Genomic DNA, 16,844 nt, shown 5'->3' with positions numbered 1-16,844 from the left:
TATTTAACATATTAGTCTACATCTGAAATATCGATTTTTTCTGTTTTGAATTCTTTAGGTTCTGTTACGTCTTGCCCGGCGAAGAATTTTTCAGAGATTTTTTTCAATGTTCCATCTTTCTTCATTGCATCCATCGCTTCATTGAACTTATCACGTAATACAGTGTTATTTAATGAAATTGAGAAGCTTGAACTATAAGGGTTTGCGTAAACACCTTCGTTAATCTTAATGTCATATTTATCTTTAGCAAAAGCGACCGCGATTGATTGTAAGTAGTAATCGTTGATAATTACATCTGTACGTCCGTTTACTAAATCAGACATATATACATCATTTGTTACGTTGTCATAAACAACTAATTCCGCACCAAGTTTTTTAGCAATCTTCATGTAGTTTGTACTAGCTGCACCTGCTGCTTTTTTTCCTTTTACATCAGCCCAAGAATGGATTCCTGAATTATCGCTTCCACGAACAACCATTGATGTAAATGAGTATTTATGAGGTGTAGTGTGCAAATAGTCATCGAAGTTTTTCGCACCTTCTTCAATTGAATAGTTGGCGATGTCCGTCATACCACTATCTAATGCTGTTAACATTCCGTCAACACCCATTTCCGTAAATTCAACTTTAAGGTTTAAACGCTTCGCAACTTCCTTCATGATTTCCACATCGTAACCAGTTAGTTCATTATTATCATTATGGAATGATTGTGGATATAAAGTACCTGCAGTTGATACTTTAATGACACCAGATTCAACAATTTTATCCCAGTTTGCTTGCGCATCTGAAACTGATACAGTTGTTTCTTGTGTTTTTGTTGTGTTTGCTCCGCATGCTGCTAATAATGTAGCCACAGCAACGAAACCAGCTTTCATCCATTTTTTCATTGGTTTAACCACCTTTTATTTATTTTTCAACAATCAAAAAGATAGCACATCCATCCAAAAAAAACAAAGATTAAGTCTTGAAAAGCAAACTAAAAAATGAAACAGATAATTTACCTGTTTCATTTTTTAGTTTTACTCTTAATAATTTATTCATTCTGAAACGTTGTTATTATATTGCTTGCAACTTTTTCAGAGATTCCAATCTTCCGTAACTCCTCAACACTAGCATTTTTTATTGCGGTAGTAGTCTTAAAATGACTTAAAAGTTTCTTTCTAGTTTTTGGTCCTACTCCATCTATTAACTCCAATCTTGAAGAGAAAGTATTCTTGCCTCTAACTTGTCTGTGAAAAGTTATAGCAAATCGGTGAACCTCTTCTTGGACTCTTTGAATCAATTGAAAGGCTTGTCCTTTTCGATCTAATTCAATAGGAGTAAATTTTTCTCCATAAATTAAAGAAGCTGTTTTATGTTTATCATTTTTTACCATCCCACAAACCGGAATAGATAAGCCTAGTTCATCTTCAAGAACTTCCATAGCAGCCTTCATTTGGATTTTTCCACCATCCATTAAAACTAAGTCAGGAAGGTCCGCTTTTTCTCTTAGCAATCTGGAATAACGTCTTCTAATCACTTCTTGCGTCGTCGCGAACTCATGGCTTCCAAGGACCGTCTTCACCTTAAATTTTCGATAATGTTTCCGATCGGGTTTCCCATCTCGAAAAACAACCATAGCAGAAACAGGATTCGTACCTTGAATATTTGAATGGTCAAAAGACTCAATCACCGACAACTTTTCAAGTCCAAGAGCTTGTGATAACTCATCTAAAGCACCTAATGTTTTTAACTGACTCTGCTCTTCTCTTCTAAACTTCTCTAATAAAGAAATCTCACTATTTTGAGTCGCTAAGTCTAGCATTCTTTTTTTAGATCCTCTTTTTGGAGATACAGCTTTTACACCCAGTGTCTCGGATAGTAAATCAATATCTAAAGCATCCGGAACTAATATTTCTTTAGGTAAAATATGGTTTTGATCTTCATAAAACTGGATAATAAAGGATAGAACTTCATCTTCAATTTGATCATAAATAGGAAACATCGCTGCTTCCCTTTTAATAATCGTTGATTGTCTTAATAAAAATACTTGAATTGAAATCCATCCTCGATCAACAAAGTACGCAAATACATCTCGATTCGTGAAATCAGAACTCATTATGTTTTGCTTCTCAACCGTTGCTTCAATGTAATGAATTTGATCACGATAATCCATAGCTTTTTCGAATTCCAATCGTTCAGAGGCCTCTAACATTCTCTGATTCAAATCATCTTTAATGGCTTTTACATCTCCATTTAAAAAGCGTTGAATTTTCTTTATTTGTGTTTTGTACTCATCCTCAGAAATTTCATGGTCGCAACAACCGATGCACTGTCCTAAATGATAATAAAAACAAGCTCTGGTTTCATTCTTCCCACATTTTCTTAATGGATAAATTTTTTGAATGAGTTGTTGGGTAGAAGTAGCAGCAGTTACATTAGGGTAAGGTCCAAAATAGATTCCTCCATCTTTTTCAACTTTGTGAGAAATCACTAATTGCGGATCCCTCTCTGAAGTGATTTTTAAATAAGGATACATCGTCCCCTGTTTCAACTTAATATTGTAGTACGGTTGATATTTTTTTATCAGGTTAATTTCTAGTAAAAGAGATTCTTTATTTGTCTTTGTCACAATATACTCAAAATGGTGGATTTCACTAACTAGTTTTTCAGTTTTCGTATCAAGTGCACCTCTGAAATAAGAACGAACACGATTTTTTAAATTCTTGGCCTTCCCAATATAGATAATCTCATCGTTACTATTTCTCATAATATAGCAACCCGGTAAATCTGGAAGATTCTTAAGTTTGCTTTCAATCAATTCACTAGCCATTTAATCTTCCTTTCATTCAAGACTAATAAAAAGTACATACTATTTATAAAGCCGTTTTATATACCTCATAAGCAACTTCTGGAGTCACATCTCCATGTTCGGATAAAGCAACCTTCTTATGACGTTTTAGTCCTTCTACTAATGCTGGGATTACTTCTTCACCTAAACCTACATCACTAAATCGAGTAGGAGCACCTAGAGATGAGAAAAATTTTTCTGTATTTATAATAGCTTGTTCAACAACCTCATTCTCTTCTCCATCTAATCCCCAGACGCGTTTTCCATATTGAACTAACTTATCCCATTTTTGTTTTTTTCTAACTTTCATCATCGCTGGCAATACAATTGATAATGTTCTTCCATGGTCTAATCCATGATTTAATGTGATTTCATGACCTAATGCATGAGAAGACCAATCCGTCGGAACACCTAAATTAATTGTCCCATTTAACGCATTAGTGGCACACCACATAAAAGTAGCTCTATCGTTATAATCAATATGATGAATATCAATAATACGAGGAGCAATCTCAATCAACGTTTGAAGGATACTTTCTGCATAACGATCCTGAAGAATTCCTCCTACTGGATAGGTTAAATAATTCTCCATTACATGGATGAATGAGTCTAAGAGTCCGTTTACTAATTGACGTTCAGGTAATGTATAGGTTAGTTCAGGCTCTAATACTGAAAATACTGGAAACGTCTTTGGCCCTCTAAAACTTACTTTTGCATTTTTTTCAACAAAACTAATCACTGCTCCAGAATTCATTTCAGAACCAGTTGCTGGTAAGGTTAAAATCGTTCCAAATGGTACAACCTCTTGAACGGGTAGTCCTTTTCCAATTCCCCAACCAAATAAATCTATAGGGTCTCCTTCAAACAGGCTGGCTGCAGAGACAAATTTAGTTCCATCAATGACAGAACCACCTCCGATTGCAAGTAAGTAGGTAAAACCTCCTTCTCTTACTTTATGGACAGCCTTCATTAACGTTTCGAATGTAGGATTTGCCTCTATTCCCGAAAACTCATCCCAATCGCGTCCTCCAAGAGCCAAAACCGCTCTCTCAAAGGCTCCATTTTTTTTGACTGATCCTCCACCATATAAGATGAGGACTTTTGCATCTTTAGGTATTTCATTATCAATTTCCTCTATACGTTTTTTTCCAAATAAAATTTTTGTTGGATTTTGAAAAGTAAAATTTTGAATACTCTTTTCCATTTCTCTTCACCTCACGCTTTATCAAATGATGTTTGCTAAAAATAATTAACTCTTAGACTTCTAACAAAATAAACTGGACAACGCCCAGCTTACTTTTCTATTATCAATCAATCTTTGATAAGATATATTTATTTAATCTTTCCGCTGAAATCTCTTTTTCCAATTTTGAAACTTCAATAGGACTTAGAGGGATTTCGCAAGTCTTATTTCCATTATCATCATAAGAAACAACTACTTGTCCCACCTCTTCTCGATACTCGCGAACTACTTTCGAAAACAATAATGCTAGTTCCTTTTCAACTTCTAGTGCACAATGCTCTCTTAAAAGCTGAAATTGTTCCGCTATAACAGAAGGAATATAGTAACAATCTACTAGTGTCATTTCTTCTTCTTTAGATTTTTTATTAGATTTTTTACTTTTTTTCATAAACACCCTCGATTCTTTCTTCTTTTTTAGTATACAAAAATTCAAACAATAAGGCAAAAACATTAATTTTTCTAAATTTTGTTGATGCTGTTTTCCAAATGCTTTAATTCATGGTAAAATGGGTTGGAAATATACTATTAAGGAGTCAATATGCTTACAATAAATATGCTAACTCGTGCAGACAGTGTCAAAGGACAAGGAGTGATGTCTGCAACAGAGGAACAAATTAATTTAGTGACTGAAGGTCTTAAAGGATACAAAGTAGTTGTAAACCAATTAAAGATTGCTGATATTAATCATATTCATACAATTAATCCAGACTTTCTGTTTAAGTCATTCTTAAACAATAAGAAGCAACCAACAATAGCATCAGTACATTTCTTACCTGAAACACTCGAAAAGAGTATTTCTCTTCCAAAACCAATAAAAGAATTGTTCTATAAATATGTCTTATCTTTTTACAAACAAGCGGATTATTTAGTGACTGTGAATCCACGTTTTATTGACGACCTCGAACATTATGGAGTCGATCGTTCGAAAGTTACTTATATTCCAAACTTTGTATCTCGTGAAACCTTTTATAAAATCACTGATCAATCTAAAAGGGAATTAAGAAAGAAATTTGGATTAAATCCTGATCAGTTCACCGTTGTATCTGCAGGTCAATTGCAAATGAGAAAAGGTGTTCTAGAATTTATCGATTTAGCTGAAAAAATGCCTGAAATTCAGTTCGTTTGGGCTGGAGACTTTGCTTTTAAAGGAATTTCTGAAGGACGCAAAGAAATTATGGAACATATGGATGATCTTCCTGATAATGTTCATTTTCTAGGATTGGTTGAAAGAAACCAAATGAATGAATTTTTTAATATGGCTGATGTCATGTTACAACTTTCTTTTGAAGAATTATTCCCTATGACTATTTTAGAATCCATGAATGCTAATATTCCTCTTCTATTACGTGACTTACCTGAGTACAAGCCAATATTATTTGACTACTATTTAAAAGGGACAAGTCAACAAACGTTTAAAGAACAATTAACTAAACTTAAAGAAGATCCTGAGTACTATGCTATGGCATGTGAAGGCTCAAAACGTGGCGAACAATTTTACTCAAAAGAGAGTATTCTTCTCCAATGGCAACAATTTTACGATAAAGTTGCAACAGAAAGAAATTTAAAATCATAAAGGAGCAACAATGACAACCAACGAAATTAAACAAGGAAAACCACTCTCACCTACCGCTCAGAAAGTAATGAATATTGCTTCCATTTTAGGAGCAATCGCAACAGTCGTATTTATTGTTTGGGCTTGGCAAAAGGGCTTATTCACTTCTGAAGAGACTTTATCTGCGTATATGTTACAGGCGGGAATTTGGGGACCTCCAATTTTTATCTTTCTCCAAATCTTACAAACGGTTGTTCCAATTATACCAGGTGCTCTAACAAGTATTGCTGGGGTTTATATTTACGGAAATATTATCGGGAATGTCTACAATTACATCGGTATCATTATCGGTTCGATTATCGCATTCTATCTTGCTCGTCAATACGGTCAACAATTCGTAAAATCAATGGTCAGTGAAAATACGTATAATCGTTATATCAATTGGCTGGATAAAGGAAAATGGTTTGACTACTTTTTTGCTTTTATGATGTTCTTCCCAGTTTCTCCGGATGACTTTTTATGTATGTTAGCTGGTTTAACAAAGATGACTTATAAAAAGTTCATTATTATTATTCTAGTCTTTAAGCCATTCACATTAGCTGCTTATACTATCGGATTAAGATTCATCATCGATTGGTTCTGGGCATTCTTTAAATAAACAAGAAACCCCTGAGAAGAAATTCTCAGGGGTTTCTTGTTTTAATAATCTTTTTTGAATACTTGAACAGTTGCAATCACAATCCCACTAATAAATACACTTAAAGCTAATAAAATGCCAGCAAGTAATAATGGGTTTTTACTTAAGCTTCGTAACCATCCAACAAAAGTGTTTGTATCCTCATCATTAAAGGATAATACACCTTCATTCTTAGCTTCAGACGTAGTTGCAGGTTCTTCAGTTGTTGTTTCTTCTACTACCTTAGTAACTTTATGTACATTACTTTTAATCGCTTTTGTTAAAGTTGGAAAAGTATTTTCAACGATAATTTCATCGCCAACTAATTTATAAGTTGGTTTTGAATCGCCTTTGGTAATAGCTTTAATATCTTTTTCTACTTTAATTTCTTGACCATCAATTTCATGAACTCCAGCTTTTAAAACTGTTTCTTCATGATATTCCGTAAATGCCTTTTCTAAAATAGCATTCCCAAATTGAGCTCTGTAGTATACGCTAGTATTATAATCACTCCAACTACCTACCCCCATTAGCACTTCGATTACTCGTCTACCTTTTTCTTTTGCTGTAATAACATGGTTCAAAGCTGCATTAGGAGAAGATCCAGTTTTAAAACCATCAACATGGAAATAACCTTGATTCATTCCGCTTGCTAGTTGGTTTAGTGTGTAGAATGTTTCTTCTACCACCGTTCCTTCCATTGTTGTCACTGCTGGCTCTCTAGTGATTTCAAGAAATTCTGGGTAATTTTTTAAGAAATAATAAGATAAAGTTGCTAAATCTCTAGCAGTTGTTTGATTATACTCATCTGGAACACCTTCCACGGTATATAATCCACGGAACGCCGATACCACTGCTCCACTTGGATTATAGAACTTAGAATTCGTCATACCAAGTTCTTTTGCTTTATCGTTCATCATTTTAATATATTCTTCATTTGATTGACTGATAGCGTGCGAAAGCATCACAGTAGCTACATTTGAAGAAGGATACATCATTAAATATAATAAATCTCGAACCGGATATTCAATACCTGCTCTAATTTGATTATTACTAATATCATCAATCGTAGAAATAGCTCTGTCTAATTCAGTCGCAGTAATTTTCGTATCTAATGTAATTTTTCCAGCTTTAATAGCTTCATATACTAAATAAGCTGTCATTAGTTTAGTAGTACTAGCAGGATCCCAAGGCTTATCAATATGGTCACCATATAAAATTTGTCCAGTTTCAGCATCGACTAAAATGGCACTTTCTGGTCGATAATACTCACTAACATCATAACCATATCTTTGAGTGATCTCGAAAATCTCATCTTCAATAGAAAGTTCTGTTGATTTTTGCTGAGTCGTTTCTTCTTTCTTCTCCGGAGCGACCGTTGTTGGTGCTTCTTCTGTTTCTTCCACAACAGTTGTTTGCGAAACAGATTCTTCTGTCGTTTCCTCCGCTGAAATGGGTGCTAAACTAGTTAATACAAAAGAACAACTCAGTACTCCAAGTAGAAACTTTAAATTTCGTTTATTCATCACTATCCTCCTTACAATCTATTTTATTTTACTAAGATTTTCTTAAGTTTTCAAATAGAAAGAAGCAAAAACGTAACCATTTTGTAATCGTTACGAAATTTGCTTCCAACTTTTCTCTATTGTATTCACTAATTTATTGAATTTTCCCATCCTTTTTTCCATCATTGAAAAAATTAAAACATTCTCATCATCCAATTCGAAAGTTCCAATAATTATCTCAAGCTTCTGGAGTTCCATTGAAATGCACTCTAGAAATTCCACTAAAGATTGATAGTTACAATGGCTTAAACATTCATCAAGAGAAATCTCTTTTAGCTGTTTTAACTGTTTGAGATTTTTCATGACAGTTTCTACATTATCTCTCCAGTATATCCTTTTAGCATATGATTCTTTTTCTAAAGTCAATAGAAGAATCAACCAATAATCATCCAACAATTCCTCATGAAGAAGTTCAGAATCCTCATTCCATTCATCGCAATCTTCTTGGAACTCTTCCAATAAAAGTCTAGGATCCTCAAAATAATTTTCTAATAATCCTTTTACGGTCTGATTATGGTCTGTGATAATTTCCGAAATTTGGAGATAACAATCTTCATCGGAATCACTGTCTACTTCGACAGTTTCACTATCAAGCGTCTCTTCCAATTCGAATTCATCTTTCCTTCGACTTTTTCGATTAAATAGCCACATAGTTTTTTCCTCCTTTTATGGAGTTCTTTAGATTAGTATAACAAACAATTTTCGAAGAATAAATATCAAATTAAAAAAGCAGAAAGATTTCTCTTTCTGCTTAACAATCTGTTTAAATAGAATCCCCATTAAAAATAGAGTTTTTTACAATCACATAATCAACTTTACGAATGGCTTCGATATCTTTTCCGCCTGCATAAGAAATTGATGATTGCAAATCTTGTTGCATTTCAATTAAAGTATCTTGAAGCAATCCCTTATATGGAACGACAATTTTCTTACCTTCCACATTTTTACGTTCCCCTTTTTGGTACTCAGAAGCACTTCCAAAATACTCTTTGTATAATTGTCCATCCACTTCCACAGTTTTACCGGGTGACTCTTCATGTCCTGCAAAAAGTGAACCAATCATAACCATTGTGGCACCAAAACGAATAGATTTAGCAATGTCACCATGAGTACGGATTCCACCATCTGCAATGAGAGGTTTACGAGCAGCTTTAGAGCACCAACGTAGAGCCGCTAACTGCCATCCGCCAGTACCAAATCCTGTTTTAATTTTTGTAATGCATACTTTTCCAGGTCCAATCCCTACTTTTGTTGCATCTGCCCCAGCATTCTCAAGTTCACGAACGGCTTCTGGCGTTCCTACATTTCCAGCAATTACAAAAGTTTCTGGTAAATGTTTTTTAATATGGCCAATCATATCAATCACAGAATTTGAATGACCATGGGCGATATCTATTGTGATATAGTCAGGAACTAAGTTTTTTTCTTTTAATTCTAGAATGAAATCATACTCTTGCGGTTTTACACCCACACTAATAGATGATATTAAACCATTCTCTTTCATTCGTTTTACAAATGGCAAGCGACTTTGCTCATCAAAACGATGCATAATATAAAAATAACCATTCTTCGCTAAAAACTCTGCCACAGATTCATCAATAACTGTTTGCATATTAGCAGGAACTACTGGAAGTTTAAAAGTGAACTTCCCTAATTTTACTGTAGTATCACACTCCGAACGACTATTTACAATACATTTATTTGGGACTAATTGAATATCCTCATAATCGAATGCATTTAACTCAAACATAAATTTCCTCCTATATCGTTAATGCGTACGTAGGTAGTATACATGATTTTCTACTATAATGCATGTAATTATTTCTTTCCTACTAAAAATATTTTTACAAAAAAATAAGCCTGGGATTAACCCAGACCTATTTCAACGAATTAATCTTTTCCACTTCCGAATAAACGAAGAATATCTAAGAAGATGTTAATAAAGTCAAGATATAATTCTAAAGCACCTAGAATGGCAATTCCTTCAAGAGCTGATTGTCCTTCGAAGTAATCATACATTCTTTTTAGTTTTTGTGTATCATAAATTGTTAATATGATAAAGATGATTAGAGAGATACCTGACATAATCCACTCTACCATTGAACTACGGAAGAAGAATAAGTTAAGAGCACTTGCAATAATAAGGCCTATTAAAGCGCCTAAAGCTTGTTGTCCCCATCCAGTTAAATCTTTCTTAGTTGTAAAACCTACTACTGATAGACCAACAAACAAAGCACATGTAGAAGCAAATGCTTGAACAATACTACCTAAATCATATACAAAAGTTAATGTAAAGAATGTTAACCCTGTTAGTGCAGCATATAAGCAATACATCACCATATAGCGAATAGGATTTCCTAATTTTTCGTAATCAGGTCGCATTAAAAATACAAGAACTAATTGCAATAAGAAAATTCCCCACATACCATATCCATGTGTTTTTACCATGAAATTATAAAATAGACTGAATAATGCAGGAGTTGTGCTAAATAAATAAGCAACCACAGCAGAAATTGCAATTCCACCAAACATCCAGCCGTATACTTTCATGAAAAATTGATTTCTTCCTTCAATACTAGATTGAACACTATAATGATTATTCTCCATTATATCGCCTCATTTCAATTTAATATAAATGTATTATAACATATCTTTCACTAATCCGTAAATAAATTGTTCTGGTTCAAATGGTTGCAAGTCGTCCATCTGTTCACCTAAACCAATGAATTTAACAGGAATATTTAATTCATGACGAATCGATAAAATAACTCCACCTTTTGCTGTACCATCTAATTTTGTTAAGATTAACCCAGTAATATCAATGGTTTCTCCAAACTGTTTCGCCTGAACTAAAGCATTTTGACCAGTTGTCGCATCTAAAACTAATAAAGTCTCATCTGCTCCCGTTTCAATTTCACGGGAGATGATACGATTCATCTTTTCTAACTCTTTCATCAAATTCACTTTGTTTTGAAGACGTCCAGCCGTATCGATTAATAAATAATCAAAGTTTTCTTCTTTAGCCTTCTTAATAGCATCAAAGACAACTGAAGAAGGGTCGCCACCTTCTTTACCTGCAACAACAGGAACTCCGACACGTTCTCCCCAGACTTCTAACTGTTGAATGGCTCCAGCTCTGAATGTATCTCCTGCAGCAAGTAAAACTTTGTTACCTTCTTGCTTCAGTCTCCAAGCAATTTTTCCTATCGTTGTTGTTTTACCAACACCATTGACACCAACAAACATTAGAACTGTTGGACGACCTTCAGCTTTTTTAAGCACTGATAAATTATCTTCGCCTTTTTCGTAAATGTCTACCATCTTCTCAATGATGACTTCTTTGACTTGACCAGAAGTTGTTGCATTTTTTAAACGAACTTCATCTCTTAAGGCGTCCGTAATCGCCAAAGTCATTTCGAAACCTACGTCTGAAGAAATAAAAGTCTCTTCTAAATCCTCAAAGAAATCTTCATCGATTTCTCTGAAATCTGCAAGAAATTCATTCAATCTATCTGAGAAACTGCGACGCGTTTTTTCCATCCCTTTGTCATATTTTTCAATAACAATTGATTCTTTCTTTTCCTCATGTTTAATGACTTCATCTTCACCAGTAAAGGCACGTTTAATTCGATCAAATAATCCCATATTTTTCCCTCACTTTACGCTTGTTTATTCATTTCTATAATATGATAAATAGCCTTAGCAACACCTGAATCCTCATTCGTTGCTGTTACATATTTTGCTACATCTTTGACTTCTTTTGAGCCATTGCCCATGGCTACTGGATAACCGACAACTGTTAACATTGGTAAGTCATTTTCCTCATCACCACATGCTGCCATTTCATCCAGCGAAATTCCTAGAATTTCTCCTAACATCTTTAAGCCATTTCCTTTTGAAACATGTTTTGGAACAACTTCTAATAAAAATGTTCTTGATTTCATACAGTTAAAGCGTTCGAAGAATTCTTTTGGTAATTTTGCAATTCCTTCATCCAAGATGTCTTGAGCGATACAAAGAACGGCTTTATTAAAGATATGTCCCTCTTCGAAATCTTCTGGATTCTTTTGTTCAAACGTAATTGGATGCGGTAATGTATTATAAATTGACGGACGTCCTTTGGGAGGCGTTGGCTCGTAAGCTCTTACCGTATCAATCATCACTAATGGAAGCCCTACTTTGGTTACTTCTTCATGGCAATACTTCATATCTTCTACAGTATGCCCTGTTTCATAGACGATTTCTCCATGTTTTGTTTTTTGAATCAGGCCGCCATTAAAGTTAACTGCGTAATCATCGTCCCCCATTAGGTCTAATTCTTCAAGCAAATGAACAATACTTACAATTGGTCGACCCGTACAAAGAACTACTTTAATCCCATTTTCTTTGGCTAATTGAATAGCTTTTTTATTTTCTTCAGTTATCTTCTTTTCACCAGTTAATAATGTTCCATCTAAATCTAGTGCAATTAATTTAATCAACTATAAAACTCCTTTAAGCATTTCTGCTCACATTATACGCACATTGAACGTATCTCTTATAGTATACCATAAAATAAACCATTCGTATTATAAAATAAGAGGCAGCGCGCATTGCTACCTCTTACTCTTATTTCACTTCTTCTAATTCGTCAAAGTCTTCAAACTTAACGGATGCAAGTTTTGATACGCCAGATTCTTGCATCGTTACACCATACAATACATCTGCCTCTTCCATCGTACCACGACGGTGAGTAATAACGATAAATTGAGTACTATTCGTAAATTCCTTCAAGTAACGTCCGTAACGAGCAACGTTAGCCTCATCCAGTGCTGCTTCAACCTCATCGAGTAAGCAAAATGGAACTGGCTTTACTTCTAAGATTGCAAAGAGTAATGCAATCGCTGTGAAGGCACGTTCTCCACCAGAAAGTAAGCTGAGTGATTGTAGTTTCTTTCCTGGTGGTTGAGCGATAATCTCAATCCCTGTCTCAAGAAGGTTATCTGGATCTGTTAATTCAAGTGTCGCACGGCCTCCACCAAATAAGCGAGGGAATGTGCGCTCAAATTGAGTACATACGGCATCAAATGTTGTCTTGAATCGAGTTGTTACTTCCTCGTCCATTTCCGTGATCGTTTCTTCCAACGTTTGTTTGGCTTCTAGTAAATCTTGTTGTTGCGCTGTTAAGAATGTGAAACGTTCTTGTACAGCTTCAAACTCCTCAATCGCCAACAAGTTTACAGCACCCATTTGTTCAATTTGTTGTTTCAAACTACGAACCAGTTTTGAAGCTTCTTCAATCGACATATCAAGTGTTGTTTTAGAAATCGCTGCTTCAAACGTTAATTCGTATTCTTCGCTCAAGTACGTTAATTTTTGGTCAATAGAAATTTCAAAACGATTTGCTTTCGTTTCTAATCGTGTTTGATTCTTCAATTGTTCTTGTAATTGATGTTGTGCATGCGTACGAGAAGCTTCTGATTGTTTTACATGAATCTCAAGAGTTGCACGCTCATCACGTAACTCTTTAATCAGTGTATCTAATTCATCCACTTGGCCTTTTAATGCATCAAACTCTTCTTGAATTTTCGCGTAAATAGCCTCATCTTCCTCTTGGTTACGAGACTGTTCAGATTTCTTAGAATGTAATAATTCAATTTGATCTTCTAAGCGAGTTTTTTGAAGTTTCGTTTGATGAATTTCACGTTTTTCTTGGTTAAATTGCTCTTGAACACGAGCACGATTTGTTCCAAGTTCTTGCAATTCTTTTTGCTTCTCTTGAATTTGTTGAGTCTTATCTTCATTCGATAATTGAAGGTAATCCAATTCTTTTTTCAAGGATGCATTTGCTTTTTGAAGAGCCACCAATTTCTCATGGTTTTCAACATATTGCTCTTCCAATTGCTCATATGCTTCAATGAGTTCATCCATTTCAAATTGGTTTGCTTGTTGAATACGTTCGTGCTTTTGAACTTCTTCAAGAGCAAATCTTGATTGGAATTCTAATTGATTGAGGGTTTGTTCCAATTGAGTATGACTTGCATTTAATGTGCGATACTCTTCTTCTAGCTTGTTCTTTTCAGCTGTCACTTTTTGGAACTGTGCTGATAATTTTTCGTACTCAGCTTTTGCTTCTTCAAATTGCTTCGTCACTGTTTCTAGTTGACTGTTACGTCGAACGAGTGATTGTTGGCCAGAGTTCTTAGAAGCTCCCCCTGTCATCGAACCGCCCGCGTTTACGACATCCCCTTCAAGTGACACAATACGATAACGATAACCGAGTTGTTTTGCTAATAGTTGTGCTACTTGTAAGTTTGTCGTTACAAGAGTTGTTCCAAGTAAATTTTTGATAATAGAAGCATATTTTTTATCTGATGAAACAAGTTCACTTGCGATACCAATAAATCCGTCGACTTTTTTTGCTTGGTTCAGAACTGTATCTGGAACTTGTTTTTCTTTAATAATTGATAAAGGTAAGAATGTTGCACGTCCTAGACGATTCGTCTTTAAATACGTAATCGCTTTGGCAGCAGCCTTCTCATCCGTTACTACAATATGTTGACTCGTCGCTCCTAGCGCGATATCGATGGCTGTTGTTAATTGTTCATCTACACGGATTAGTTCCGCTACAGAATTGACAACACCCGGTAAAGCCGTTTTGTGTTTAAGAACCTCACGAACCCCTTGATAGTAACCAGCGTAGTCTTCAGAAACTTGTTTTAAGCTTCGAACCGTCGCTTGTAATTGTTGAAGATGACGTTCCTTTTCCATCCCTTCATTAGAAAGAATAGAGTGTTGGTCATTGATTTTTGATAATTTTTCTTTTAGAGCTAGAAGCTGTTTTTCAGAACTTGCTTTTTCTTTTGTGAGTTCTTCAATCTTTTCAATGAATTGATTTGCTTTTTCTTCTAAAGCTCGATGTTCTCCATCAAAGGAATCAAAACGCTCTGTCATTTTTTCTTGAGTGTTTTGGTTTACCTCCATAGACTTCTCAAGGTTCTTCTCTTGGTTGAGTAAACGTGAGATTTCTTGTAATTGCTCAATATAACGATTTTGAAGCTCTTTAACGCTTTCTTCGTTACTTTGACTTAATTGGTCTAATTCTTCGACTAATTGACTCCAAGACTCTTCTACGTTCTTTAATTCAATCTTACGTTCTACTTGATTCTTTTCAAGAAGAGCTAATTTTTCTTCTACTTCTTCTAACTCACGAAGAGCAGCAGCTAGTGCTTCTTGATTTTCCTCATCGCTACGTTCTGCAAATTGGCGACGTTGCTCGAAGACTTTACGTTGACCATCCAATTGCTCTACTTTTTGGATTAATTCTACGTATTCCTCTTGTTTTGCATCGAGGTCTTCATTACGGGCTTCAAGTGTTACTTGATTTTCCTCGATGTCCAATTGAAGGCTTTCTAGCGTTGCTTCCGTTTGCGCTAATTGCTCTTGGAGTTGCTCCACTTCCTGAAGAGCTACTTTCCACTGAGCATTTAATGTTTCAATTTCGACTGCTAAAAGAGCGGTTTCCACCTCTTCTAGCTGTTCCTTCTTAGAAACGTAAGCAATCGCTTTTTCACGTTGTTCTTCTAGTGGTGCTAATTGACCTTCAATCTCATGAAGAATATCTTCCACACGATTTAAGTGATCTTGTGTTTGATTCAATTTACGTTGCGCTTGATTTTTACGGTCTTTGTATTTAAGTACTCCTGCCGCTTCTTCGATAATCATTCGACGTTCTTCTGGTTTTTCGTTAAAGATTTGCTCTACTTTCCCTTGAGAAATCAAAGCAAATGAATCTTTCCCTAATCCTGAATCCATCATTAAATCTGTAATATCTTTTAGACGCACTGGTTTCTTGTTAATTAAAAAATCACTTGCTCCATTACGATTCAAGCGGCGTGTTAATACCACCTGTGTTTGATCGGTTGCCAACACTTTATCTTCGTTATTGATATATAGATTAACTTCAGCAATATTCACTGGTTTTCTAGTTTGAGAACCTGCGAAAATGACGTCATCCATCCGTTTTCCACGTAAACTCTTAGCCGATTGTTCCCCAAGAACCCACTTAATCGCTTCAGAAAGATTGGACTTTCCACTACCATTAGGTCCTACAACCGCAGTCACGCCTTTATCGAATTCAATTGTAGTCTTATCGGCAAATGATTTAAATCCCGACATTTCAATTTTTTCTAATTGCATGCTTTAACCCTTTCTTTCTATGAAAGTGAACTCTTTGTTAGTTCTTCCATAGTCAATTTTGCGGCCATTTGCTCGGCTGCTTTCTTCGTCTTGCCGCTGGCGGTCTTGTATTTTTTTCCATCCACAATTAATTGAACAGTAAATGTTTTATCGTGCGAAGGTCCTTCTTCTTTAACTAATTCATAACGGATGTGTACCGGACCATTTTGTTGCAAGTATTCTTGTAACTCTGTTTTGAAATCAGTAATTAGTTCATATCGTCCATTCTTAATTTTAGGAATAACGACTAGATTAAGAAAACGTTGAACCTCGTTCACTCCTTTATCAAGATATAGAGCGCCGATAAAGGCCTCGAACACGTCACATAAAATAGCTGGTTTCTCACGACCGCCACTCAGCGTTTCTCCTTTTCCAAGCAGCAAATACTCATTCAAAGAACATTCCTTCGCAAGTAACGATAAGCTATCCTCACAAACGATTTGAGCTCGTAGTTTCGTTAATTGCCCTTCTTGGAAGTGAGGAAATTGTCGAAAGAGCCAATCGGAAATCGTTAATTCTAAAACAGCATCTCCTAGAAACTCAATACGCTCGTTATAGATTCCCTTCATCTCTTTATGCTCATTAGCATACGAAGAGTGAGTCATCGCTTCCATGAGCAATGCCTCGTTGTTAAACGAAATATCGAACTTCTCTTTTAAAATTTTTGAGAGTGCTTTTATCTCTTTCATGATGGCCTCCTGAAAAAATCCTTATCTTTAATATTATACGAGTTTTAGGGATGGATTACAAATGTACTCCAC

At 35.1% G+C, this 16,844-nt stretch carries 14 protein-coding genes; 2 read left to right on the top strand and 12 right to left on the bottom strand.

Going from position 1 to position 16,844, the window contains the following annotated elements; genetic code table 11:
- Positions 1-11: 11 nt before the first annotated feature.
- The 4 genes from NQ540_RS04465 to NQ540_RS04450 form a co-directional block, all read right to left on the bottom strand.
- On the bottom strand, positions 12-887 hold the full coding sequence (locus NQ540_RS04465) for a transporter substrate-binding domain-containing protein (RefSeq protein ID WP_039848758.1): 876 nt from the start codon (positions 885-887) through the stop codon (positions 12-14).
- Between the two features lie 146 nt (positions 888-1,033).
- A complete protein-coding gene (gene uvrC, locus NQ540_RS04460) occupies positions 1,034-2,812 on the bottom strand; it encodes an excinuclease ABC subunit UvrC (protein WP_005605326.1) in 1,779 nt (592 codons plus the stop codon).
- A gap of 43 nt (positions 2,813-2,855) precedes the next feature.
- Complete coding sequence (locus NQ540_RS04455; RefSeq protein ID WP_005605325.1) at positions 2,856-4,034, bottom strand: iron-containing alcohol dehydrogenase; 1,179 nt, start codon at positions 4,032-4,034, stop codon at positions 2,856-2,858.
- A 103-nt stretch (positions 4,035-4,137) separates the two neighbouring features.
- Complete coding sequence (locus NQ540_RS04450) at positions 4,138-4,461, bottom strand: hypothetical protein (RefSeq protein ID WP_039848757.1); 324 nt, start codon at positions 4,459-4,461, stop codon at positions 4,138-4,140.
- Between the two features lie 150 nt (positions 4,462-4,611).
- Between NQ540_RS04450 and NQ540_RS04445 the strand changes: the two genes are divergently transcribed.
- Complete coding sequence (locus tag NQ540_RS04445; protein WP_005605323.1) at positions 4,612-5,646, top strand: glycosyltransferase family 4 protein; 1,035 nt, start codon at positions 4,612-4,614, stop codon at positions 5,644-5,646.
- A 10-nt stretch (positions 5,647-5,656) separates the two neighbouring features.
- On the top strand, positions 5,657-6,283 hold the full coding sequence (locus NQ540_RS04440) for a TVP38/TMEM64 family protein (RefSeq protein ID WP_005605322.1): 627 nt from the start codon (positions 5,657-5,659) through the stop codon (positions 6,281-6,283).
- Between the two features lie 41 nt (positions 6,284-6,324).
- Here the strand turns inward: NQ540_RS04440 and NQ540_RS04435 are convergent, their stop codons facing one another.
- The 8 genes from NQ540_RS04435 to rnc form a co-directional block, all read right to left on the bottom strand.
- Positions 6,325-7,827: a serine hydrolase gene (locus NQ540_RS04435; RefSeq protein WP_005605320.1), complete on the bottom strand. Its 1,503-nt coding sequence runs from the start codon at positions 7,825-7,827 to the stop codon at positions 6,325-6,327.
- A 90-nt stretch (positions 7,828-7,917) separates the two neighbouring features.
- The gene (locus NQ540_RS04430) at positions 7,918-8,517 is read right to left on the bottom strand and encodes a DUF6630 family protein (RefSeq protein ID WP_005605319.1); all 600 of its coding nucleotides are present in this window, start codon (positions 8,515-8,517) and stop codon (positions 7,918-7,920) included.
- Positions 8,518-8,629: 112 nt separating this feature from the next.
- The gene (gene guaC, locus NQ540_RS04425) at positions 8,630-9,616 is read right to left on the bottom strand and encodes a GMP reductase (RefSeq protein WP_005605317.1); all 987 of its coding nucleotides are present in this window, start codon (positions 9,614-9,616) and stop codon (positions 8,630-8,632) included.
- 140 nt (positions 9,617-9,756) lie between these two features.
- Entirely contained in the window at positions 9,757-10,473 is a 717-nt protein-coding gene (locus NQ540_RS04420; RefSeq protein WP_005605315.1) for a Bax inhibitor-1/YccA family protein, read from the bottom strand.
- Positions 10,474-10,506: 33 nt separating this feature from the next.
- Entirely contained in the window at positions 10,507-11,511 is a 1,005-nt protein-coding gene (ftsY, locus tag NQ540_RS04415) for a signal recognition particle-docking protein FtsY (protein WP_005605313.1), read from the bottom strand.
- Between the two features lie 14 nt (positions 11,512-11,525).
- Positions 11,526-12,347: a Cof-type HAD-IIB family hydrolase gene (locus NQ540_RS04410; RefSeq protein ID WP_005605311.1), complete on the bottom strand. Its 822-nt coding sequence runs from the start codon at positions 12,345-12,347 to the stop codon at positions 11,526-11,528.
- Between the two features lie 127 nt (positions 12,348-12,474).
- Positions 12,475-16,044, bottom strand: a complete 3,570-nt coding sequence (smc, locus tag NQ540_RS04405) for a chromosome segregation protein SMC (RefSeq protein WP_005605309.1) — start codon at positions 16,042-16,044, stop codon at positions 12,475-12,477.
- Between the two features lie 17 nt (positions 16,045-16,061).
- Positions 16,062-16,772: a ribonuclease III gene (gene rnc, locus NQ540_RS04400; protein WP_005605307.1), complete on the bottom strand. Its 711-nt coding sequence runs from the start codon at positions 16,770-16,772 to the stop codon at positions 16,062-16,064.
- Positions 16,773-16,844: the final 72 nt, after the last annotated feature.

It is taken from the genome of Granulicatella adiacens ATCC 49175 (assembly GCF_025150565.1).
Taxonomy (GTDB): domain Bacteria; phylum Bacillota; class Bacilli; order Lactobacillales; family Aerococcaceae; genus Granulicatella; species Granulicatella adiacens.
The sequence above is the reverse complement of the archived record's forward strand: the minus strand, read 5'-3'. Positions and strand labels throughout refer to the sequence as shown.